20 protein-coding genes and 1 tRNA gene are annotated in these 19,843 nt (G+C 69.5%); 6 read left to right on the forward strand and 15 right to left on the reverse strand.

Annotated features, from left to right (window positions below):
* Positions 1–29 precede the first annotated feature (29 nt).
* Positions 30–1,481: an aldehyde dehydrogenase gene (locus Q8Q85_08920; GenBank protein MDP3774375.1), complete on the forward strand. Its 1,452-nt coding sequence runs from the start codon at positions 30–32 to the stop codon at positions 1,479–1,481.
* The gene (locus Q8Q85_08925; GenBank protein ID MDP3774376.1) at positions 1,478–1,891 is read left to right on the forward strand and encodes a RidA family protein; all 414 of its coding nucleotides are present in this window, start codon (positions 1,478–1,480) and stop codon (positions 1,889–1,891) included. The genes Q8Q85_08920 and Q8Q85_08925 overlap by 4 nt, the downstream gene beginning before the upstream one ends.
* A gap of 1 nt (position 1,892) precedes the next feature.
* Here Q8Q85_08925 and Q8Q85_08930 read toward each other — a convergent pair whose 3' ends face one another.
* From Q8Q85_08930 to Q8Q85_09000, 15 genes are all read right to left on the reverse strand, one after another.
* Positions 1,893–2,675, reverse strand: coding sequence for a tryptophan 2,3-dioxygenase family protein (locus Q8Q85_08930; GenBank protein ID MDP3774377.1), 783 nt, complete (start codon positions 2,673–2,675; stop codon positions 1,893–1,895).
* A gap of 1 nt (position 2,676) precedes the next feature.
* Complete coding sequence (locus tag Q8Q85_08935; protein ID MDP3774378.1) at positions 2,677–4,008, reverse strand: FAD-dependent monooxygenase; 1,332 nt, start codon at positions 4,006–4,008, stop codon at positions 2,677–2,679.
* Entirely contained in the window at positions 4,005–5,273 is a 1,269-nt protein-coding gene (kynU, locus tag Q8Q85_08940; GenBank protein MDP3774379.1) for a kynureninase, read from the reverse strand. The genes Q8Q85_08935 and kynU overlap by 4 nt, the downstream gene beginning before the upstream one ends.
* A complete protein-coding gene (locus Q8Q85_08945; protein MDP3774380.1) occupies positions 5,257–6,276 on the reverse strand; it encodes an amidohydrolase family protein in 1,020 nt (339 codons plus the stop codon). The genes kynU and Q8Q85_08945 overlap by 17 nt, the downstream gene beginning before the upstream one ends.
* Positions 6,277–6,296: 20 nt before the next feature.
* Positions 6,297–6,821, reverse strand: a complete 525-nt coding sequence (locus tag Q8Q85_08950) for a 3-hydroxyanthranilate 3,4-dioxygenase (GenBank protein MDP3774381.1) — start codon at positions 6,819–6,821, stop codon at positions 6,297–6,299.
* Positions 6,822–6,892: 71 nt separating this feature from the next.
* Entirely contained in the window at positions 6,893–7,735 is an 843-nt protein-coding gene (locus Q8Q85_08955; GenBank protein ID MDP3774382.1) for a lysophospholipase, read from the reverse strand.
* On the reverse strand, positions 7,735–9,015 hold the full coding sequence (locus tag Q8Q85_08960) for a competence/damage-inducible protein A (protein MDP3774383.1): 1,281 nt from the start codon (positions 9,013–9,015) through the stop codon (positions 7,735–7,737). Before Q8Q85_08960 ends, Q8Q85_08955 begins: the two co-directional genes overlap by 1 nt.
* Positions 9,016–9,657 carry a CDP-alcohol phosphatidyltransferase family protein gene (locus Q8Q85_08965; GenBank protein MDP3774384.1) on the reverse strand — a complete coding sequence of 214 codons (642 nt, stop codon included), beginning with the start codon at positions 9,655–9,657 and terminating at the stop codon, positions 9,016–9,018.
* 9 nt (positions 9,658–9,666) lie between these two features.
* Positions 9,667–10,344 carry a GTPase domain-containing protein gene (locus tag Q8Q85_08970; GenBank protein ID MDP3774385.1) on the reverse strand — a complete coding sequence of 226 codons (678 nt, stop codon included), beginning with the start codon at positions 10,342–10,344 and terminating at the stop codon, positions 9,667–9,669.
* A 12-nt stretch (positions 10,345–10,356) separates the two neighbouring features.
* Entirely contained in the window at positions 10,357–10,848 is a 492-nt protein-coding gene (locus tag Q8Q85_08975) for a roadblock/LC7 domain-containing protein (protein ID MDP3774386.1), read from the reverse strand.
* A 13-nt stretch (positions 10,849–10,861) separates the two neighbouring features.
* The gene (locus tag Q8Q85_08980) at positions 10,862–11,131 is read right to left on the reverse strand and encodes a hypothetical protein (protein MDP3774387.1); all 270 of its coding nucleotides are present in this window, start codon (positions 11,129–11,131) and stop codon (positions 10,862–10,864) included.
* On the reverse strand, positions 11,128–11,727 hold the full coding sequence (recR, locus tag Q8Q85_08985) for a recombination mediator RecR (protein MDP3774388.1): 600 nt from the start codon (positions 11,725–11,727) through the stop codon (positions 11,128–11,130). Before recR ends, Q8Q85_08980 begins: the two co-directional genes overlap by 4 nt.
* Positions 11,728–11,729: 2 nt before the next feature.
* The gene (locus Q8Q85_08990; protein MDP3774389.1) at positions 11,730–12,044 is read right to left on the reverse strand and encodes a YbaB/EbfC family nucleoid-associated protein; all 315 of its coding nucleotides are present in this window, start codon (positions 12,042–12,044) and stop codon (positions 11,730–11,732) included.
* A 38-nt stretch (positions 12,045–12,082) separates the two neighbouring features.
* Entirely contained in the window at positions 12,083–13,771 is a 1,689-nt protein-coding gene (dnaX, locus tag Q8Q85_08995) for a DNA polymerase III subunit gamma/tau (GenBank protein MDP3774390.1), read from the reverse strand.
* A gap of 5 nt (positions 13,772–13,776) precedes the next feature.
* Positions 13,777–13,849: transfer RNA gene (locus Q8Q85_09000), tRNA-Asn, on the reverse strand.
* A gap of 403 nt (positions 13,850–14,252) precedes the next feature.
* Between Q8Q85_09000 and Q8Q85_09005 the strand changes: the two genes are divergently transcribed.
* The 4 genes from Q8Q85_09005 to Q8Q85_09020 all read left to right on the forward strand — a co-directional run bounded on the left by Q8Q85_09005 (position 14,253) and on the right by Q8Q85_09020 (position 19,831).
* A complete protein-coding gene (locus Q8Q85_09005; GenBank protein MDP3774391.1) occupies positions 14,253–14,969 on the forward strand; it encodes a DUF1080 domain-containing protein in 717 nt (238 codons plus the stop codon).
* A 268-nt stretch (positions 14,970–15,237) separates the two neighbouring features.
* Positions 15,238–16,671, forward strand: a complete 1,434-nt coding sequence (locus tag Q8Q85_09010; GenBank protein ID MDP3774392.1) for a serine/threonine-protein kinase — start codon at positions 15,238–15,240, stop codon at positions 16,669–16,671.
* A complete protein-coding gene (locus tag Q8Q85_09015) occupies positions 16,668–18,617 on the forward strand; it encodes a DPP IV N-terminal domain-containing protein (protein ID MDP3774393.1) in 1,950 nt (649 codons plus the stop codon). Before Q8Q85_09010 ends, Q8Q85_09015 begins: the two co-directional genes overlap by 4 nt.
* The gene (locus tag Q8Q85_09020) at positions 18,617–19,831 is read left to right on the forward strand and encodes a nucleoside permease (GenBank protein ID MDP3774394.1); all 1,215 of its coding nucleotides are present in this window, start codon (positions 18,617–18,619) and stop codon (positions 19,829–19,831) included. The genes Q8Q85_09015 and Q8Q85_09020 overlap by 1 nt, the downstream gene beginning before the upstream one ends.
* The last annotated feature ends 12 nt before the right edge of the window (positions 19,832–19,843 follow it).

Genomic DNA, 19,843 nt, shown 5'->3' on the forward strand with positions numbered 1-19,843 from the left:
ATGACGCCAGCTCCGCGCACCCCGGCCGCATGATCTCGATCCAGAACTACATCGGTGGGTCGCTGGTGAATCCATCGTCGGGCACCTGGCTCGACAACGTGGAGCCGGCGACCGGCCAGGTCTACTCCCGCCTCCCCGACGGCGACGAGCGCGACGTCAGCTGCGCGGTGGACGCCGCGGCGCGGGCGTTCCCCGCCTGGTCGGCGACCCCGGCGGCAGAACGGTCGCGCGTGCTCCTGGAGATCGCGGACCTGATCGAGGCGGACCTGGAGAGGTTCGCGCGCGCCGAAAGCGTGGATACGGGGAAGCCGATCAAGCTCGCGGCGAGCGTCGACATCCCTCGCGCGATCGCCAACTTCCGGTTCTTCGCGACCGCCATCCTCCACACCCGCTCCGAAGCGCACGCCACCGACCACCGCGCGCTCAACTACACGCTGCGCCGGCCGATCGGCGTGGTGGGCCTCATCTCCCCGTGGAACCTTCCGCTCTACCTCCTGTCGTGGAAGGTCGCGCCGGCGCTTGCGACCGGGAACACGGCGGTAGCGAAGCCGTCCGAGTTGACGCCGATGACGGCGCACTTGCTGGCGGAGGTGTGCATCGAGGCGGGTCTTCCGCCGGGCGTGCTCAACATCGTGCACGGCCGGGGCGCCAAGGTGGGCGCCGCCGTCACGAGTCACCCGAAGATCGGCGCGATCTCATTCACGGGCGGCACCGCGACCGGCGCCGACATCGCCCGCCGCGCCGGCCCGTCGTTCAAGAAGCTCGCGCTCGAGCTGGGCGGGAAGAACCCCAACATCATCTTCGGCGACGCCGACTTCACGCGCGCCGTGCCGGAGAGCGTGCGGGCGGCGTTCACCAACCAGGGCGAGATCTGCCACTGCGGCTCGCGCATCCTGGTCGAGCGGGGCGCGTACGACAGGTTCGTCGAACGGTTCGTGGCGGAGACCCGGAAGCTCAAGGTGGGCGACCCGCTGGAGCCCGTGACCGATCAAGGTGCGCTGGTGTCGAAGGCCCATTTCGAGAAGGTGAGCGGTTATCTCGCGGTGGCGAAGCAGGAAGGCGGGAGGGTGCTCTGCGGCGGCGGCCCGCCCCCGAAGCTCCCCGAGCGGTGCGGGGGCGGCTACTTCATCGAACCCACGGTGATCACCGGCCTCGACGCCGGCTGCCGGGTGAATCAGGAAGAGGTGTTCGGCCCGGTCGTCACGATCATCCCGTTCGACGACGAAGCGCAGGCGGTCGAATGGGCCAACGGGACGCCGTACGGCCTGTCGGCCACGGTCTGGACCGAGAACCTGACCCGCGCGCACCGCGTGGCGGACCAGCTCGCGTGCGGCACGGTGTGGGTGAACTGCTGGATGCTGCGTGACCTGCGCGTGCCGATCGGCGGCGTGAAGAGCAGCGGCGTGGGACGCGAAGGAGGCGAGGAAGCGCTCGACTTCTTCACCGAAGCCAAGAACGTCTGCGTGGCGCTCCGGCCATGAGCGACGCGATCACCAGCGGCCGCGCGCCCGAGCCGGTGGGCGCCTACGTGCACGCCCGGCGGGTGGGCAACCTGCTCTTCCTGGCCGGCATCGGGCCAAGGAAGCGCGGTACCTCAGGGATCCCCGGTGTGACCACGAACGACCAGGGCGTGGTCGTCTCCTACGACATCGCGGCGCAGACCCGCGCCGCGCTGGAGAACGTGCGGCTGGTCCTGGAAGACGCGGGCTCCGGCTGGGACAAGATCGTTGACGTGACGGTGTTCCTGACCGACATGAAGAACGACTTCCCGGTGTTCAACAAGATCTACGCGGAGTACTTCCCCACCAACCGGCCCACCCGCACCACGGTCGAAGTCGGCGCGCTCCCCACGTTGATCGCGGTCGAGCTGAAGGTGGTCGCGGAGGTCTAGCCTAGAGCTTCGACCGGATCGCCCAGAGGTCCGGGAAGACCGGCTGGAAGAGCGACTGCTTCAGGAACTCCACGCCGGGCGAGCCGCCGGTGCCGCGCTGGTTGCCGATGGTGCGCTCCACCATCTTGACGTGCCGGTACCGCCACTCCTGCAACCCCTCGTCGAAGTCGGTCATCAGCTCCACCAGCACCAGCATCGCCGGCTCGACCTCGTAGATGCGGATGATGGCATCCTGGATCGCCTCGTGCGGGCCGTTGGCCGCCGTGACGTCCTTGTTCCTCAGCTCGTCCGGGATGTCGATCCCGAGGGCCGCGAGTAGGTCGTAGAAGTGGTCGACGAGCGAACGCTCGTGCAGCCGCTTCGCGACCGCCTCGTACAGCGCGCCCTCACCCTCGTAGTGCTTCAGCATCTCCGGCCGCTTGAAGCCGAGCACGAACTCGACCTGCCGGAACTGCGCGGACTGGAAGCCGGACGCCGTCTCGAGCCGGTCGCGAAATGCCAAGAAGCTGAGTGGGCTCATCGTCTCCAGGATGTCGATCTGCTCGACCAGCGTCTTCAGCACGGTGCGCATCCGCTTGAACCGCGCGATGGCCGCGAAGATCTCGTTCGACGTGAACTCCCGCTTGCAGCGGTCGATCTCGTGCAGCAACAGCTTGAACCACAGCTCGTAGACCTGGTGGATGACGATGAACAGCATCTCGTCGTGTTCTTCGGGGTCCGAGCGCGGCGCCTGGAGGCCGAGGAGCTGGTCGAGCTTGAGGTACTTGCTGTACGTCAGGGCCATGTCACACCACGATTGAAAGCATGAGCAAGAGCAGCAGGAGCGCTCCCGCGCCCGCCGCCCACCGGACCACCTTCCACTGCCGCTCCGCGCGCCGAACCGCCTCGGCGTAGGGCGTGCGCGAGAACGTCACCATGCTGTAGAGCGGCACGAACCACGTCGGGAACGCCCGATGCAGCGCGTGCTCGAGCCGCTTCATCAGGTGGAACCGCGTGGACGCCACCGTGTCGCGCATCTCGACGAAGTTGGCGAGCGCCAGGTTCGCCAACGCGTCCACGTCCTCTTTCCGTCGCACCTCGTAGGCCTCGAACGCCGCCGCGACGTCCGGTGCGTGGGCCCGGAGGCACTCGTCCAGCACCACGCAGTCCTCGAACGCCGCGTTCGCGCCCTGCCCGTAGAACGGGACGACGGCGTGGCAGGCATCGCCCAAGAGTACCGCGCGGTCCCGGTAGCGCCAGGGGCGGCACCGCACCGTCACGAGCGATCCGGTCGGGTTGGCGAAGTAGTCCTCCGCGAGTCCCGGCATGAGCGACACCGCGTCGGGGAAGCTGGACTCGAAGAACCGCGCCACGTCACCAGCCGTCTTCACGGACGCGAAGCTGCTCGGCCCCTCGAGCGGCCAGAAGAGGGTGCAGGTGAAGGAGCCTTCGGCGTTGGGGAGCGCGATGAGCATGTAGCCGCCGCGCGGCCAGATGTGCAGCGCGTTCGCGGGCAGCGCGTGGCGGCCGCCCGCCGCCGCCGGCATCGTCAGCTCCTTGTATCCGTACGCTTCCCAGGTCTGCGAGTAGTCGAACCGGTCGAGCCGCTGCATCTCGCGCCGCACCGCCGAGAAGGCGCCGTCCGCCCCGATCAGGATGCCGGGCGGGGTGGTCCGGGAGGCGCCGGTAGCCGCGCCCTCGACGGTCGCGGTGCCCGCGTCGAGGTCCACGCCCTCGCACTTCATGCCGAAGTGCAGCCGCACGTTGGGCAGCGCCTCCGCGGCGTCGAGCAGCACGTTGTTGAGCCCCTGCCGCGACACCGAGTTGAGGCACTGCCCGCCGTCCGGGCTGTAGGGGTGGAACGCGAGATGACCGTCCAGCGCGTGGACCATCCGCCCGCGCATCGGGACCGCCATCGCCAAGACCTGGTCGGCGAGGCCGACCTGCCCGAGGGCGTGAATGCCGCGCGTGGAGATGGCGAGGTTGATGGACCGCCCGCGATCCCCCGACCCCTTCCGGGCGTCCGGCCGCCGCTCGATCACCAGGACCTCGTACCCGGCACGGCCCAGGTAGACCGCCATCAGAGCCCCGCCGAGGCCGGCGCCGAGCACCGTGAACCGCTGCTTCGGCGCGCTCAAGCGAGCGCCCCCGCGAGGATCCGGGTGAAGCGCCAGACCTCGTGGAAGGTGTTGTAGAGCGGCACCGGCGCCACGCGGATCACGTCGGGCTCGCGGAAGTCGCACACCACGCCCGCGGCGCGGACGCGCTGGTACAACCCGCGGCCGCGATCGGCAACCTTGAGCGAGAGCTGGCAGCCGCGTGCGGCGGGCTTGCGTGGCGTGATCTGGGCGATGCGCGGACTCCCGATCCCGTCGATCAGATGCTCCAGGTATCCCGTCAGCTTCTCCGACTTGGCGCGCAGGGCCGGCATCCCGGCCTCGTCGAAGATCGCGAGCGAGGCCGCGAGCGGCGCCAGCGAGAGGATGGGCGGGTTGGAGAGCTGCCAGCCGTCCGCGCCATCGCGCGGGGCGAACCTTTCCTCCCGGTGCATGCGAAAGCGCGTCGCGGGGTCGTTGCCCCACCAGCCGGCGAACCTCGGCAGGCGGCTGCGCCCGTGCGCCTCGTGAACGAAGCATCCCGCGACGGCGCCTGGCCCCGCGTTGAGGTACTTGTAGGAACACCAGGCGGCGAAGTCCACGTCCCAGTCATGCAGCGCGAGCGGCACGTTACCCGCCGCGTGCGCGAGGTCGAGACCGATGATGGCGCCGGCGCGCTTGGCGGCCGCCGTGATGCGAGGGATGGCGAGGAGCTGGCCGGTGTGGAAGTTCACCGCGCCCAACAGCACCAGCGCGATCTCAGCGCCTCGCTGGGCGAGCAGCGCTTCGATGTCCTCGGTGCGGAGTGCATCTTCGCCCGGCCGCGGGCGCGCGACGACGAGACCCTCCTCCGCGCCGTACCCGTGGTGCACGAGCTGCGACTGGACCGCGTAGCTGTCGGAGGGGAAAGCCGGCGCTTCCACGAGGATCTTGTGGCGCTCCGGCGTCGGCCGGTAGAACGACGCCATCATGAGGTGCAGGTTCACGGTGAGGCCGTTCATCATCACGACTTCGCCGGGCTTCGCGCCCACCAACCGCGCCCCGCTGTCCCGGAACTGCTCGTGGTACGAGTACCAGGGCGTCTTGGCCTGGAAGTGGCCCTCCACGCCGAGCGTCTCCCAATCGTGCAGCTCCTGCTCGACGACGTCGCGCGCCGCCCTCGGCATCAGGCCGAGGGAATTGCCGCACAGGTAGATGGCCGGAGCGCCATCCGGGCCCGCCGGGATGTGGAAGCGATCGGGATACCCGGCGAGCGGGTCCTCGGCGTCGAGCCGGCGGGCGTACGCCTCATCAGACGAATGCGTCACGCGTTCTCCCCAGGAACTCGAGCGCCGTGCCGGCGAACAGCCGGTCCCTCGTCGCCGCGTCGAGCTCCGCGAGCGACTCGATCAGCCGCCCCGGCACCGCCTCGCCCAGCGGGAACGGATAGTCCGAGCCGAGCGCCACGCGCTCGGCGCCCACCAGCTTGATCGTCTGCCGCAGCATGTCGGCGTCGTGGACCATCGAGTCGAGGTAGAATCGGCCCAGGTAGGCGCGCGGATTCACCGGGTTGTCCACCGCGCAGAGGTCGGGCCGGGCGTGGAAGCCGTGCTCGATGCGTCCCAGCGTGCCGATGAACGAGCCGCCGCCATGAGCGAAACAAAGCCGCAGCGCCGGCAGGCGCTCGAGCACCCCGCCAAAGATCACCGAACAGATGGCGAGGGCGGTCTCCGCCGGCATGCCGACCAGCCACTGGAGCCAGTACTTCGGCATCCGCTCGGCCCCGACCACGTCCCACGGGTGAACGAAGACCGCGGCGCCAAGGTCCGCCGCCGCCTCGAACACGGGCCATAGCGCGCGCTCGTCCAGGTTCCACGCGTTGACGTGGGTGCCGATCTCGACCCCCGCCAAACCCAGCTCGCGCACACAGCGCTCCAGCTCGCGGACCGCGAGGTCGGGCGATTGGAGCGGGAGCGTGCCGAGGCCAACCAAGCGCTTCGGGTGGCTCCGGACGACCTCCGCGATGTGGTCGTTGAGGAAGCGCGAGAGGTCGAGCCCGTGCTCCGGCTTCGCCCAGTAGCTGAACATCACCGGCACCGTGGAGAGCACCTGAACGCCGACGCCGGCGCCGTCACAATCCTCGATGCGGCGTTCCGGGTCCCAGCAGTTGTCGCCGATCTCGCGGAACAGGCGGCCGTCCACCATCATGCGCGCGCAGCCCGGCTGGTAGTGGTCGAGCTGCACGAAGCCGCCGTAGCCGTACCGCTCGCGCAGGTCCGGCCACGTCTCGGGAAGGATGTGGGTGTGCAGGTCTATCTTGAGCGGCGCCACGCTTACGGCCCGCCCGCCGCTCACGTCTTGGCGGGGGCCGGCACCTCCATCACCGCGCCGCACTTCGGGCACTTCCGCAGCTTCTCGTCCCGGTAGTACGTTTCGATGATCGGCTTGAGCTGCTTGCCCAGGTCCACCAGCTGGAACTCCGCATCGTGGACGACCGAGTTGCAGCTCTCGCAGTACCACCGCAAGTGGTCGTGCTCGCCCTCCTCGCGGACCCGCTCGATCACCAGGCCGACGGTGTTCGCGGGGCGCTGGGGCGAATGTGGAACGCCCGCCGGCAGGAGGAACATCTCACCTTCGCGGATCGGGATGTCGCGCTTCACGCCGTCCTCGATCACCTTGAGGACGATGTCCCCCTCGACCTGGAAGAAGAACTCCTCGCCGTCCTCGACGTGGTAGTCCTTCCGTTGGTTCGGGCCGCCCACGACCATCACGAGGAACTGGCGGTCGGCCCACACCATCTTGTTGCCGACGGGCGGCTTGAGCAGGTCGCGGTGCTCGTCGACCCACTTCTTGAGGTTGATCGGGGCAAGTGACATAGGCGCTCCTGTGGTGCCGGGTGATCGTTCGGTTGATTATTGCGCATCCGTGGTGCGGCGCAAGGGCGGCGTCAAGCGGCGGGCACGATCCTGGCGAGCCACGGCTCGAGGTCGGCGAGGACGCGGCCGCGCTCCTGTTCCTTCAGCACTTCGTGGTAGAAGCCCTCGTAGACCTTTACGGTGACGTCACCGGAGAGCGCGGCGGCGAAGCCGAGCGCCGCGGGTGTGGAGACGATCCGGTCGTCCCCCGCGAGCACGAAGAGCAGCGGGACCGAGATCCTGCCCCGCTCGCAGCCCAGCGCCGCCTGGGCCTCCATCGTCTCCCGGTACGCGCGCGGCGACATCACGTCATGGCAGAGCGGGTCGGCCTTCACCGCCTCGCCGACCGCCGGGTCGCGGCAGATGTCCTGGTAGCGCACCCCGATCTTGACGGGGAAGGACGGGAGGAGGTCGGCGAGCGCACGGCCGAGCATCGTCTTCCATCGCGGCACGGGCATGGCCACGTCCACGAGGGGGCTCGAGAGGATCGCTCCCGCGAGGCCCTGCGGCGCGGTCTCGAGGTAGCGCAGCACGACCAGGCCGCCGAACGAGTGGCCCAGCAGGAGCTGCGGCCCCGGCGCCTCGGACTGCACCAGCTTCCGCAGCGCCGCGACGTCGGAAAGGAACTGCGAAAACCGCGCTACGTGCCCGCGCGGCCCGGGAGTGCTGCCCTGCCCGCGCTGGTCGAGGGCGAAGACCGCCACCCCGCGCTCCGCGAGCCACCCGGCGACGGGCGCGTACCGGCCGCTGTGGTCGCCGAAGCCGTGGAGGATGATGATCGCGGCGCGCCGCGCACCACGCTCGGGCTCGCGCCGCAAGGCCAGCCGGGCGCCGTCGGCCGCCGTCCAGAAGTCGACCTCGCCGAAGCCCCTCACTACAGGCTGCCCGTCGCGATCCGGCGCAGGGCGTTGAGCGCCGCCTGGGCCGCCCGGTGCCGCACGTCCTCGCGGTTGCCGGGAAGGACGTACGTGAAGGCCCGCACCGCGTCCTTCCACATCACCGCGATCCAGACCGTGCCGACCGGCTTCTGCTCCGAACCGCCGTCGGGCCCCGCGATGCCGGTCACCGACACGGCCGAATCCGCGCCCAGCGCCCGCGCGGCGCCGACGGCCATCTGGCGCGCCACCTCCTCGCTGACCGCGCCGTGTTCGGCTATCGCGTCCGCGGAAACACCCAGCAGGCCGAGCTTGACTTCGTTGTCGTACGCGATGACGCCGCCCGCGAACACCCGCGAGCTGCCGGGCACCGCGGTGAGCTTCGCGCCGATGAGCCCGCCGGTGCACGATTCGGCCACCGCGAGGCGCGAGCCGGCGGATTCGAGCGCCCGCAAGACCACCGCGGCCAGGTCGTCGGCGTCCTCGCCGTAGGCGTGCTCCGCGACGCGGGGACGCAGGACCTCCACCGCCCTGGCAAGCGCGGCGTCGGCTTCCTCCTCCGGCAGGTCCCAGGCGGTGAGCCGCAAGTCCACCCCTTCCAGCGACGGCAGCCACGCCAGCGTCACCCGGTGCGGCAGCAGCTTGACCGGATCACCCACCTTGTCCGCGAGGGCCGACTCTCCGATGCCCGTCGTCCTGATGACTCGCGACCTGATGACCTCGGTGCGTCCGTCCGCCGGTCCGTCGGTCCGTCTTTTTTGTCTTTGCACCAGCCTCGGCATCACCTCGTTCTCCAGCAGCCCGCGCATCTCTCTAGGCACGCCGGGCAGGAGCACCGCGAAGCGCCCGCGGTCGTCCTCGATCCAGAGGCCTGGAGCGGTGCCGAGGGGATTGGGCAGGACGGTCGCGCCCTCGGGGACCTCGGCCTGGGCGCGGTTGGAGCCGGGCATCCGCGGAATGCCGCGGCGGCGGTACGACTCCTCGAGCTGGGCGAGGATCGCGGGATCGGTCCGGAGCGGCTTGCCGAAGACTTCGGCCGCCGCGTCCCTGGTCAGGTCGTCCTTGGTGGGACCGAGACCGCCCGTGACGATGACGGCGCCGGTACGGTCGAGGGCGGCGCGCAGGGCGTCGCGCACCTCGGCGGGCTCATCGGCGACCGTGGCACGCCGAACCACGCGCACCCCCGCCGCGGAGAGCACGCGGCCGATGTCGGAAGCGTTGGTGTCGAGGGTGAAGCCCAGCACCAGCTCGGTGCCGACGGTCAGCAGCTCGCAATCCATCTACCTACCGGTGGCCCGGAGCAGCGAGCGATAGCGGTAGAGGTACACCGCGAGCGAATAGGCGGTAAGGACCACCGCGACGCCGAGGGTCACGGCGACCAGGGTGCCGTGGAACTCGTTCCACCAGTCCCGGTAGCGTCCGGTCCAGCGCATCTCGACGATGAGGTCCTTCCAGGCGAACCACGCGATCGTTGCGCCGATGAAGATGTTCTGGAACAGCGTCTTGAGCTTGCCCGCGCTGACCGCCGGGATGATCACGCCGCGCTTCCTGGCCTGGAAGCGGAAGACGGTGATCAGCACTTCGCGGCCCACCAGCAGCACCGCCACCCAGAGCGGCAGGCTACCCCACCACGGGATCTGGTAGTCAGCTAGGAGCGTGGGGTGGCGCGTGATCCAGTAGATCGGGACCAGCGTCGCGAAGAGGATCATCTTGTCCGCGATGGGGTCGAGGAGCTTGCCGATGTCGGAGACCTGGTTCCGGCTGCGCGCGATGTAGCCGTCCACCACGTCGCTGAAGCCCGCGATCAGGAAGATCACGAAAGCCGTGACCTTCGGCCAGTAGCCCTCGATGAACGGAAGGAGCGCGATCACCGGGGCGAGGGCGATGCGCGCGACCGTGAGGATGTTGGGCAGGGTCCACATGACCCGTGCTTACGCCAGGGACTTCAGGACGAGCTTGCTGACCGCCTTAAGGGTTTCGAACACGCCGTCGCCGGTAACGGCCACCGCCTCGTGTGCCGGCGCGCGCTCGACCCACTCGCCACCCGGAAGCTGCTGCACGAGGAAATCGCCCGCGAAGACCGGGTCCGGTATGGCTTTCTGCCTGGCGGGATCCGTGACCGCCCAGCCGGGGTTGAGCGCCGCCTGGAGGTCCTTTGTGGGCGCGGCGTTCGGGAGGTCGCGCTTGTTGAACTGGACGATGAACGGGATCTTCGTGAGGTCGTAGCCGTACTCGGCCATGTTGTCGTACAGGTTCTGCATGGACTCGATGTTCGCTTCCATGCGCTCGAGCTGGCTGTCGGACACGAACACGACTCCGTCCACGCCCTTCAGGATCAGCTTCCGGCTCGCGTTGTAGTAGACCTGGCCCGGGACCGTGTAAAGGTGGAACCGGGTCTTGAAGCCGCGAACCGTGCCGAGGTCGACGGGGAGGAAGTCGAAGAAGAGGGTGCGCTCGGTCTCCGTGGCGAGCGAGATGAGCTTGCCGCGCGCGGCCGGGTTCACCTTAGCGAAGACGTGCTCGAGGTTGGTGGTCTTCCCGCCGAGACCCGGCCCGTAGTAGACGATCTTGCAGTTGATCTCGCGCGAGGCGTAGTTGATCATCGACATGACGTGAGCCCCTCAGTCCCCGAACAGCTTGTCGATCTCATCTTCCGCCTCTTTGCTCCCGAAGCCTTCGAGCTTCACCGATTCCGTCCCGGCTCGATTGAACATGTCCTCGAACAGCTTGGTGAGGGTCTCGACCGTGACTTTCACCTTGAGCCGCACCATACCGAGGGTGGTGCGGTTGTCGAACAACGCGACGAGGATGACGCGGTGCGCCACGTCCGCGAGGTACATCGATTCCTTCTCTCCCTGGTGGAAGAGCGAACTGAACTCGTGCTCGCCGATCATCTTGGCGAGCTGGTCGTTGGCGCTGAAGTCGGCCGCGGTGAGTGACGCGAAGGCCTGGGGGTCGAAGGTCGGCGGCTCGCCGACATTCGCGACGACCTGGCCGCTGCGATCGACCAGGAGGAGACTCTTCACGTTGGTCTCCCTGAGGAGACCGTTCATCTGGTCCGAGATGGCCTTGAAGTCCTCCTCCCGGAACGACCAGCTTGAAGCACCCGGCATCCGCGCCCTCGGCTTAGGCCAGTTTCTTTTCCATGTGACGCTTGATCGACTCCGCGCGGCGCCTGAGCGCGGGGTGTTCTTCCCAGGCCAGGTAGTCGCGCAGCACCCGCACCGCCTCCGGCCCCGGGTGCCCGCTCAAATACCCCAGCGCGGCGAGCCGGCGCAAGGGTCGGGCCGAAAAGAGGGACGCGCGCCACCGGCCCATCGAGCGCTGCGCGAGCAGCGCGCCGACCACGAACCCCGCCGCCAGGGCGCCGGCGAAGTACCAGCCCTGGGTCCTCATTCGCCGCCCATCGTGCGCCGGGCGGAGAGCGACTGGGCGATGGTCTCGCCGTCGGCGTATTCCAGCTCCCCACCCATCGGGAGCCCGCGCGCGAGGCGCGAAACCGAGACCCCGAGAGGCCTCAACGCGCGCTCCAGGTAGTGCGCCGTCGCCTCGCCTTCCACCGACGGGTTGGTCGCCAGGATCACCTCCCGCACCCCCGACCCATTCTCGACCCGCCGCTGGAGCGACGGGATGTTCAGCGCCTCGGGACCCACGCCGTCCAACGGAGAGAGCCGTCCGCCCAGCACGTGGTAGAGCCCGCGGTACTCGCCGGCGCGCTCGATGGCCAGCACATCCGACGCCTCTTCGACCACGCAAACTACCGACGGGTCGCGCCGAGCGTCGGCGCAGATCGCGCACGGGTCCTGCTCGGTGAGGTTGCCGCAACTCGAGCATGACCGCACCCGGTCGCCGAGCGCGGCGAGCGAGCGCGCCAGTCGCGCCGTTTCCTCACGAGGCTGCTTGAGCAGGAAGTACGTCAGACGCTGCGCCGTCTTGCGGCCGATGCCCGGGAGCCTGGCGAACTCGGCCACCAGCTCCTCGATCGCGGACACGGCTACAACGCGAACGGCAGCGGGAAAGGCAGCGCGCTCTGGACCTTCTTAAGCTCGTCCTGCGCGATGTCCGCCGCCCGCTTCTGCACCTCGGCGATCGCGGCGACCACCAGATCCTCGAGCATCTCGACATCCCCGCCCAGGAGGCTCGGGTCGATCCTGATCTCACGGACCTGGCCCCGCCCGTCCGCCGTCACCGTGACCATGCCGCCACCGGCCGAACCGGTCACCGTGCGCTGCGCCAGCTCAGTCTGAATGGCTGCCAAACGGCCCTGCATCTGCTGCCCGAACTGCAGGAGCGCGCGTAGATCGGTCATTGGCTAAAACCTAGAGCCCGGGGGAGCGGGTGGCAAGCCTACTCCAGAAGCTCCAAGTCCAAGGCTTCCATGGCGCTATCCAGCGCAGGATCGCGCCCGCGAAGGGCCCGCGTCCGCTCGGCCTTGGCGTCGCTGACCGACCCGCGCTGCGTCCTCGTCGCGGGGAGCGCCGCGGCCGTCGGGGTCGCGGCCGGGACGGTCGCGGGCACCAGTCCGATCACCAACGCGGACCCCGTCACCCGGCTCAACGCCGCCTCGATCGCGGAGCGGTTGCGCTCCAGGGACTCCCGGGTCATGGGGTTGCCTCCCCTGGGACTCAGGATCACGAGTTTCCCCTCGAGGCCCGTCGGATCGCTGTCCTCGAGAGCCTCGGCCACCAGCATCTTGCGGTCGGCGCGAAGCGCGGCGAGGAAGTCGGGCCAGCGCTCCCGCAGGCCCTCCAGCGTCACTGGTCCGCTCGGCATCGCGCGCGATGCCGGCGCGAGCGCCTGCCGCTCGCGCGGAGCCGGGGGCGCACCGGGCTGCGCACCGGCAGTGCTCGCTTCGGCGCGCCCCCGAGTCCGCGCCTCGCCGGCCGCCGCGCCTCCCTTCAGCAGCTGCTCGATCTCCACCGTCCGGTCCATCAAGGCCCACCGCACCAGCACGGTTTCGAGCGCGAGACGCGGCGCCGAGCCACGCCTGATCGGCTCTTCCGCCTCTTCGAGCACCCGGAGGATGCGGAGGAGGTCTCCGGCCGAAAGCTCCGGGGCACGGCGCTTCACCTCAGCCCCCAGAGCAGCACTCACGCCGTCGGGCTCCGCGCCGAGGCGGGTAGCGAGCACGGCACGCCAGAGGTCCCCTGCGCCCTCGGCGAAAGCGACGAGGTCCACTCCGGCTTCGACGAGCCTCGCGACGAAGGGGAAGACGCCGGCGGGGCGGTGCTCGATCACGATGGCGAGGAGCTCGGAATAGGACTCGTCGCCCACCAGCCCCAGGACCTCGCGCACGCGGGCCGCGGTGACCGCGCCCTCGCCGAAAGCTGTGACCTGATCGAGGATCGAGAGGGCATCGCGCATCCCGCCGTTGGCGACTCGTGCGATCAGCTCGATGGCGTCGGCATCGGCGGCGAGCCCCTCCGCCGTCATCACCTCCGCCATCCGTCGGCCGATGGCCTGCGGCCCCACGCGGCGGAAGTCGAAACGCTGGAGCCGGCTCATGACCGGCGCGGCGGCATTGGTGATCTTGTGCGGCTCGGTGGTGGCGAACACGAAGACGACGCCGGGGGGCGGCTCTTCGAGGATCTTGAGGAGGGTGTTCCACGCCTCGCGGGTCAGCATGTGCGCTTCGTCAACGATGTAGATCTTGTGGCGTCCTTCCTGTGACGCCGCATACATGGCGCGCTCGCGCAGGTCCCGGGCGTCGTCCACGCTGCGATTGCTGGCGGCGTCGATCTCGACCACATCGAGCGAAGTGGAGCCGCCCCAGATCCGTTCGCACGAGGAGCAGGTGCCGCACGGCTCGCCGGGCGCCGAGGTCGGCTTCCCGGCGTGGCGCGTGTCGCAGTTGAGCGCCATGGCCAGGATGCGCGCCGCCGTGGTCTTCCCTACCCCACGCGGCCCCGAGAACAGGTAGGCGTGGGCCACGCGGTTCTGCTCGATGGCGCCGTGAAGCGCGCGCGCCACGTGCTCCTGCCCGATCAGGTCGGAGAAGAGGCGGGGGCGGTACTTTCGGGCGAGGGCTATGTGCATCGAGACTGGGGCGGGAGGGTTCGAACCTCCAACTTCCCGGTTAACAGCCGGGCGGTCTGCCAGTTGACCTACACCCCATCGGCTGCCGCTTGCCGTAAAGGAATTGCCCCAGGCTACCCACCGCGACACGAGACATCACTTAGCGCTGCTGCCTGCGGGGCTCTGACGCGGTTCGCAAGCTCGAGCCCGATGGACCTGGGGCGAAGGAAAGCTAACTCGAATCGGACGTGGTCGGCAGTGCGCGGTAGTGCCTATACGGCCACGGGCGCTCCTGGCCGCGCTCGCGGTCGGGCTGTGGCCGTCCGTATATTCGCTGATCGACGGCGTGGCCGTGCGCCGCGCCGATCCACCGCCTATACCGTCGTCGTGCTCGGTACGGGAGGTTAGCGTGGTGATCGGAGCCCTCGTCGGCTGGCGCGTCCTGCGTTAACTCTTCGCCGCCCGGCGCGTCGCGGGATCGGCCGCCGTCTTTCTCGGCATCATGGTCCTGGCGCTCTTCACGGACGGCTGCCGGCCGAACGCCAGGCCCGCGGCTTCCCCCGAAGGCGCCGCCTCGGGCCAGCTCAACAGGTTGACGGCGGACGAGGCCGCCGCCGGCTGGCGCCTCCTCTTCGACGGCCGCGCGACGGCGGGCCGGCGCGGCTATCGCCGGGACAGCATGCCGGGCGGTTGGCAGGCGGTGGACGGCGCGCTGACGCTCGTCGCGGGCGGCGGCGGTGACATCATCACGCGCGACACCTTCGCGAACTTTGAGCTGAGCCTGGAGTGGAGGATCGCCCCGGGCGGCAACAGCGGCATCATGTACCGCGTCACCGAGCAGGGCGCGGCTACCTATACCTCCGGCCCCGAAATGCAGGTGCTCGACGACTCGGGGCACGCGGACGGCCGGTCGCGGCTCACCGCCGCGGGCTCCGACTTCGGGCTCTACCCGGCGCCGGCCGCCGTGGTACACCGCGCCGGCGAGTGGAACCAGGCACGCATCGTGGTGAACGGCGCGCACGTCGAGCACTGGCTCAACGGCGTCAAGTTCTTCGAGTACGAGCTGTGGAGCCCCGACTGGCAACAGCGCGTCCAGGCCAGCAAGTTCCGCCAGTGGCCGGAGTACGGCATGGCCCACCGCGGCCACATCGCGCTGCAGGACCACGGCGGTGACTACCACCCGGCCTACCGAAACATCAACATCCGGGTGCTGCCGTGAGAAGAGGGATCGGTCCGTACGGACGCAGTGACGTGGGCTGAAGCCCACGCTCGGCGAAGGTAGGCCATGAAGGGCCGGGCGCATCGAGGAGTGATGACGTCCTTCAGGACGCGCCTGTGCCGAGCAGGCGCTTCAGCGCCCGGTCAGACGTGACCGAGGAGCGGTTGCCGCCGAGGTGACGCACCGTATGGCGCTCCTCCCCCCCCCCCGGGGGCCGCCAAGGGATCGGCTGGCCGCGCGCCCGACCAGCCCGTATCTTAGGCGCCTCGTGCCACCCACGTTCGAGTCCCTTCAGGTCGCGCTCGGAGACCGGTACGCCTTCGACCGCGAGGTTGGGGCGGGCGGGATGGCCACGGTCTTCCTCGCCCGGGACCGCAAGCACGATCGCCAGGTCGCGGTGAAGGTGCTCCGCCAGGAGTTGGCGCAGGCGCTGGGCCGCGACCGCTTCCTGCGCGAGATCCGCATCGTCGCGAACCTCCAGCACCCGAACATCCTGCCACTGCACGACTCCGGCGAAGCGGGCGGCTTCCTCTTCTACGTGATGCCGTTCGTCGAAGGGGAGTCCCTCAGAACCCGGATCGAGCGCGAAGGCGCGCTTCCGGTGGCGGTGGCCTCGCGCATCCTCGCGGAGGTGGCCGACGCGCTGGGCTACGCCCACCGCCACGGCATCGTGCACCGCGACATCAAGCCGGAGAACATCATGCTCTCCGGCCGGCACGCGGTGGTGACGGATTTCGGCGTGGCCAAAGCGGTGAGCGACGCCGCCAACGCGCAGGACAAGATGACCACCGCGGGCGTCGCGCTGGGGACGCCGTTCTACATGTCGCCCGAGCAGGCCGTGGCCGATCCGAATACGGACCACCGCGCGGACATCTACGCGCTCGGGGTGATCGCCTACGAGCTGTTCACCGGCAAGCCGCCGTTCCACGAGGGGGGCGCGCAGGCGGTGCTCTCGGCGCACGTCGTCACCGAGGCGCCGCCCATCACCCGCACCCAGCCCAACCTGCCGCCGGCGCTCGCCAAGGTCGTGATGCGGTGTCTGGAGAAGAAGCCGGAGAACCGCTTCCAGACCGCCGATGAGTTGCTGCCGGCCTTCGAGTCGTTCGCGACGCCGAGCGGCGGGATCACGCCGACCAATACCCGGCCGATCGAAGCGGTGCGCCGTGGGCCCGGATGGCGGCGGTGGGCCGGGATCGCGGCTGGCGTCGCGGTGGTCGGGATAGGCGCCGCCCTGGCGCTTCGCGGGCGCGGCGGCTCGGCCGCCGCCGAGGCCCCCCGCCCCATCCGGCGCCTGGCGGTGTTGCCCATCGCGGACGCCTCCGGCGCCGGGGCGACCGACCCCTTTGCGAACGGACTGCTGGACGCGCTTATCAACCGGCTGGCGCAGGTGGCCGGGCCGATCGTGGTGCCGCGCAGCTCCGTCATGCGCTATCAGCACACCGACAAGACGATGGCGGAGGTCGCCCGCGAGCTCAACGCCGACGCGGTGATCGAAGGCTCCATGCTGCGCGACGGAGCACGGCTGCGCATCAACGCGCAGCTCATCGAGGTCGCGACCGACCGGCCGCTGTGGTCGCAAAGCTACGAGCGCCAGGTGCGCGACGTGCTCGCGCTCCAGGACTCGCTCGCGCGCCAGATGGCGGAAGAGATCCGCGCAGCACTTCCCGTGTCACCCACTTCACAAGGACGTCGAGGTCCATGAGCACTTCCCGTCTCTACTCGCGCCTGCTCAGCCTGGCCCTGGTGCTCGCGGCGTGCGGCCGGGATACCGCCGAGCCGACCGTCACCATGCTCACCACCGGCCCGGCCGACGATGGCGGCGCCGTGGTCTCGAACGACGGTTCCCGCGTAGCGTACCTGTCGTCCGACGCCGGCAAGACGTCGATCGCGGTGGTGGCGACGGCGGGCGGCACCCCGACGCGCCTGACGCCGGCGCTCAACTACATCGACGATGTCCAGTGGTCGCCGGACGGTAACACCATTCTCTACACGTCAGATGCCGCGGCACCGCCCGACCTGTGGGTCGTGCCGGCGGCGGGCGGAGATCCAGCGCGCCTCACCAGCGACCCGGGCCTCGAGTGGAACGCCCGGTGGTCGCCGGACGGCTCGCGGATCGCCTTCTCCGGCAACAAGGGCGGGAACTTCAACATCTGGGTGATGCCGGCCACGGGCGGAGAGGCGAGGCAGCTCACCACCGACCGCTCCGATGAAACCAACCCGGAGTGGTCGCCCGACGGCCACACCATCGCCTTCAACTCGAACCGCACCGGACACACCAAGATCTACACGATGCCCGCCGACAGCGGGGAGGCACGCGCGGTCACGACCGGACCGGGCAACGACGCCACGCCTCACTGGTCGCCGGACGGATCGCGAATCGCCTTCCAGTCCAACCGCAACGGGAACTGGGACATCTTCGCGGTGGCCGGCGGCGGCGGCGAGCCGACGACGCTCGTGCGCGACCTCAGGGACGACACCTCGCCCCGCTGGTCTCGCGACGGCCGCTGGATCGCCTTCATCTCCCAGCGAGGGGGACAGCGGGATGTCTGGGTCGTTCCGGCCGCCGGCGGCGATGCGGTCCGGGTCACCAACGACCGCGCCGACGACTACACGGCAGAATGGGCCGATCGGGACCGCCTCGTGATCACGCATTCCGAGAACCACAGCCACGTTTGGGCCATCGCGGCGGCCGGTGGCGCGCCGCGCCAGCTCACCAGAGGCGACGGCAACGAGGGAGACCCGCGCGTCTCACCCGACGGCCGGACCGTGCTCTATACCGGGGAGCATGGTGGCAACAGCGATCTGTGGATCGCGCCGCTCGACAGCGGCGCTGCGCGCCAGCTGACGTCGGACAGCACCAACGAATTCTCGGCGCGCTGGTCGCCCGACGGCGCGACGATAGCGTATCTCTCGAACCGGACCGGCACGAACCAGGTCTGGCTGGTCCCCGCCGCAGGCGGCACCGCTCTCCAGCTCACGACCGACAGCGCCAACGTGTACCAGGCCGAGTGGTCGCCGGACGGGGGAGCCATCGTGTTCGGTCTGGACCGGGATAACGGCGACCTCTGGACGATTGCGGCCGCGGGCGGGATGCCGCGACGGCTCACCACTCAGGGATCGGCCAACAGCCCGGTTTGGTCGCCCGACGGACGGTCACTGCTCTTCAACTCCGCCAGCTCGGCGGACGGCCAGGGGCACATCTGGACCGTGGCTGCGACCGGAGGACGGGCCACCCAGCTGATCTTTGACCACTACCAGTTCAATGCCGTGTGGTCGCCGGACGGCCGGTCTTTCGCCGTTCCATGGCACAACGGCCGCGGCGTGGATCTGGCGGTGCTCGCGGCCAGCGGCGGCCGGCCCCATGTCCTGGCGAGCGATTCGACGGTCTGGCACATCAGCCCCGCCTTTTCACCGGACGGTGGCCGCATCGCATACCTCTCGAACCAGAGCGGCCGCTACGACATCTACCTGATCCCGGCGGCGGGCGGGGCCGCGACCCGCCTGACCACCACGGCCGGCGACGAGTTCTCACCGGTCTTCACGCCCGACGGCCAGACCATCGTGTACAGCATGTACGAGAGCGACGGCAACATCGCCACGGCGCGGGTGAACCGGCTGCTGCGCCGGGCCGCCGGACAGGGCGAGTGATGAACGCCGTCCGCCTCAGGCTCTCGGCGATGATGTTCCTCCAGTACTTCATCTGGGGGGTGTGGTTCGTCACGATGGGGACCTACCTGAGCCAGACGCTTTACTTCACGGGACAGCAGATCGGCCTCGCCTACGGCGCCACCGCGATCGCCGCGCTGGTCTCACCGTTCTTCATGGGGATCGTAGCGGACCGGTTCTTCGCCTCCGAGAAGCTGTTAGGCATCCTGCACCTGGCCGGCGCGGCCCTGATGTGGTTCGTCTCCACGCGCAGCGACTTCGCCACGTTCTACCCGGCGCTGATCCTCTACGCGCTCTGCTACATGCCCACGCTCAGCCTCACCAACGCCGTCGCCTTCCATCACGTCGAGAACCCGGCGCGCGACTTCCCGCTGATCCGGGTCCTGGGGACCATCGGCTGGATCGTGGCCGGCATCATCGTGGGCAAGGTGCTGCACGCGGACGCGCTTGCCACGCCGATGCGCCTGGCCGCGGGCGCGTCCGTCGTGATGGGGCTGTTCGCGTTCGCGCTCCCACACACGCCGCCCAAGGCGGCCGGAGCGCCGTTCAGCGCGCGGGACGCGCTGGGCCTCGACGCCCTCGAACTGCTGCGTGATCGCGCCTTCCTGGTGTTCGTGGTCGGCTCGTTCCTGCTCTGCATCCCGCTCCAGTTCTACTACGCCTTCACCAACGCCTTCCTCAACGAGATCCACGCGCCCGAGCCGGCCTTCATCCAGACCTTCGGCCAGGTGAGCGAGATAGGGTTCATGATCCTGCTGCCGTGGTTCCTGCAGCGTTTCGGCATCAAGTGGATCATGCTGGGCGGCATGCTGGCGTGGAGCCTGCGGTACCTGGCCTTCGGGCACGGCGACATCGGCGCGGGAATGTGGATGATCTACGCCGGCATCCTGCTCCACGGCGTCTGCTACGACTTCTTCTTCGTGAGCGGACAGATCTACACCGACGAGCGGGCCGGCCCCAAGATCCGCGCGGCGGCCCAAGGGTTCCTCAACTTCGTGACCAACGGGCTCGGCTACTTCATCGGCGCGTTCGTGTCGGGGCGCGTCGTGGACGCCTACCGGCTGCCCGGCGGCGGACACGACTGGTATCGCATCTGGCAGGTGCCGGCGATCGGCGCCCTCGCGATCCTGGTGGTGTTCGCCGCGCTGTTCCGGCCTGCGCGGATAGTCGCGCCCTCGCCCGCACCCGCAGCCTGATGGAGAACCCGG

The organism is Gemmatimonadales bacterium (assembly GCA_030697825.1).
In the GTDB taxonomy this organism is placed as follows: domain Bacteria; phylum Gemmatimonadota; class Gemmatimonadetes; order Gemmatimonadales; family JACORV01; genus JACORV01.

Coding starts and splice junctions, on each gene's coding strand:
- Q8Q85_08920 (MDP3774375.1), top strand. CDS start 30: ATGATCTCGATCCAGAACTACATCGGTGGGTCGCTGGTGAATCCATCG.
- Q8Q85_08925 (MDP3774376.1), top strand. CDS start 1,478: ATGAGCGACGCGATCACCAGCGGCCGCGCGCCCGAGCCGGTGGGCGCC.
- Q8Q85_08930 (MDP3774377.1), bottom strand. CDS start 2,675: ATGGCCCTGACGTACAGCAAGTACCTCAAGCTCGACCAGCTCCTCGGC.
- Q8Q85_08950 (MDP3774381.1), bottom strand. CDS start 6,821: ATGTCACTTGCCCCGATCAACCTCAAGAAGTGGGTCGACGAGCACCGC.
- Q8Q85_08960 (MDP3774383.1), bottom strand. CDS start 9,015: ATGGATTGCGAGCTGCTGACCGTCGGCACCGAGCTGGTGCTGGGCTTC.
- Q8Q85_08965 (MDP3774384.1), bottom strand. CDS start 9,657: ATGTGGACCCTGCCCAACATCCTCACGGTCGCGCGCATCGCCCTCGCC.
- Q8Q85_08970 (MDP3774385.1), bottom strand. CDS start 10,344: ATGTCGATGATCAACTACGCCTCGCGCGAGATCAACTGCAAGATCGTC.
- Q8Q85_08975 (MDP3774386.1), bottom strand. CDS start 10,848: ATGCCGGGTGCTTCAAGCTGGTCGTTCCGGGAGGAGGACTTCAAGGCC.
- Q8Q85_08980 (MDP3774387.1), bottom strand. CDS start 11,131: ATGAGGACCCAGGGCTGGTACTTCGCCGGCGCCCTGGCGGCGGGGTTC.
- Q8Q85_08990 (MDP3774389.1), bottom strand. CDS start 12,044: ATGACCGATCTACGCGCGCTCCTGCAGTTCGGGCAGCAGATGCAGGGC.
- dnaX (MDP3774390.1), bottom strand. CDS start 13,771: ATGCACATAGCCCTCGCCCGAAAGTACCGCCCCCGCCTCTTCTCCGAC.
- Q8Q85_09005 (MDP3774391.1), top strand. CDS start 14,253: ATGGTCCTGGCGCTCTTCACGGACGGCTGCCGGCCGAACGCCAGGCCC.
- Q8Q85_09015 (MDP3774393.1), top strand. CDS start 16,668: ATGAGCACTTCCCGTCTCTACTCGCGCCTGCTCAGCCTGGCCCTGGTG.
- Q8Q85_09020 (MDP3774394.1), top strand. CDS start 18,617: ATGAACGCCGTCCGCCTCAGGCTCTCGGCGATGATGTTCCTCCAGTAC.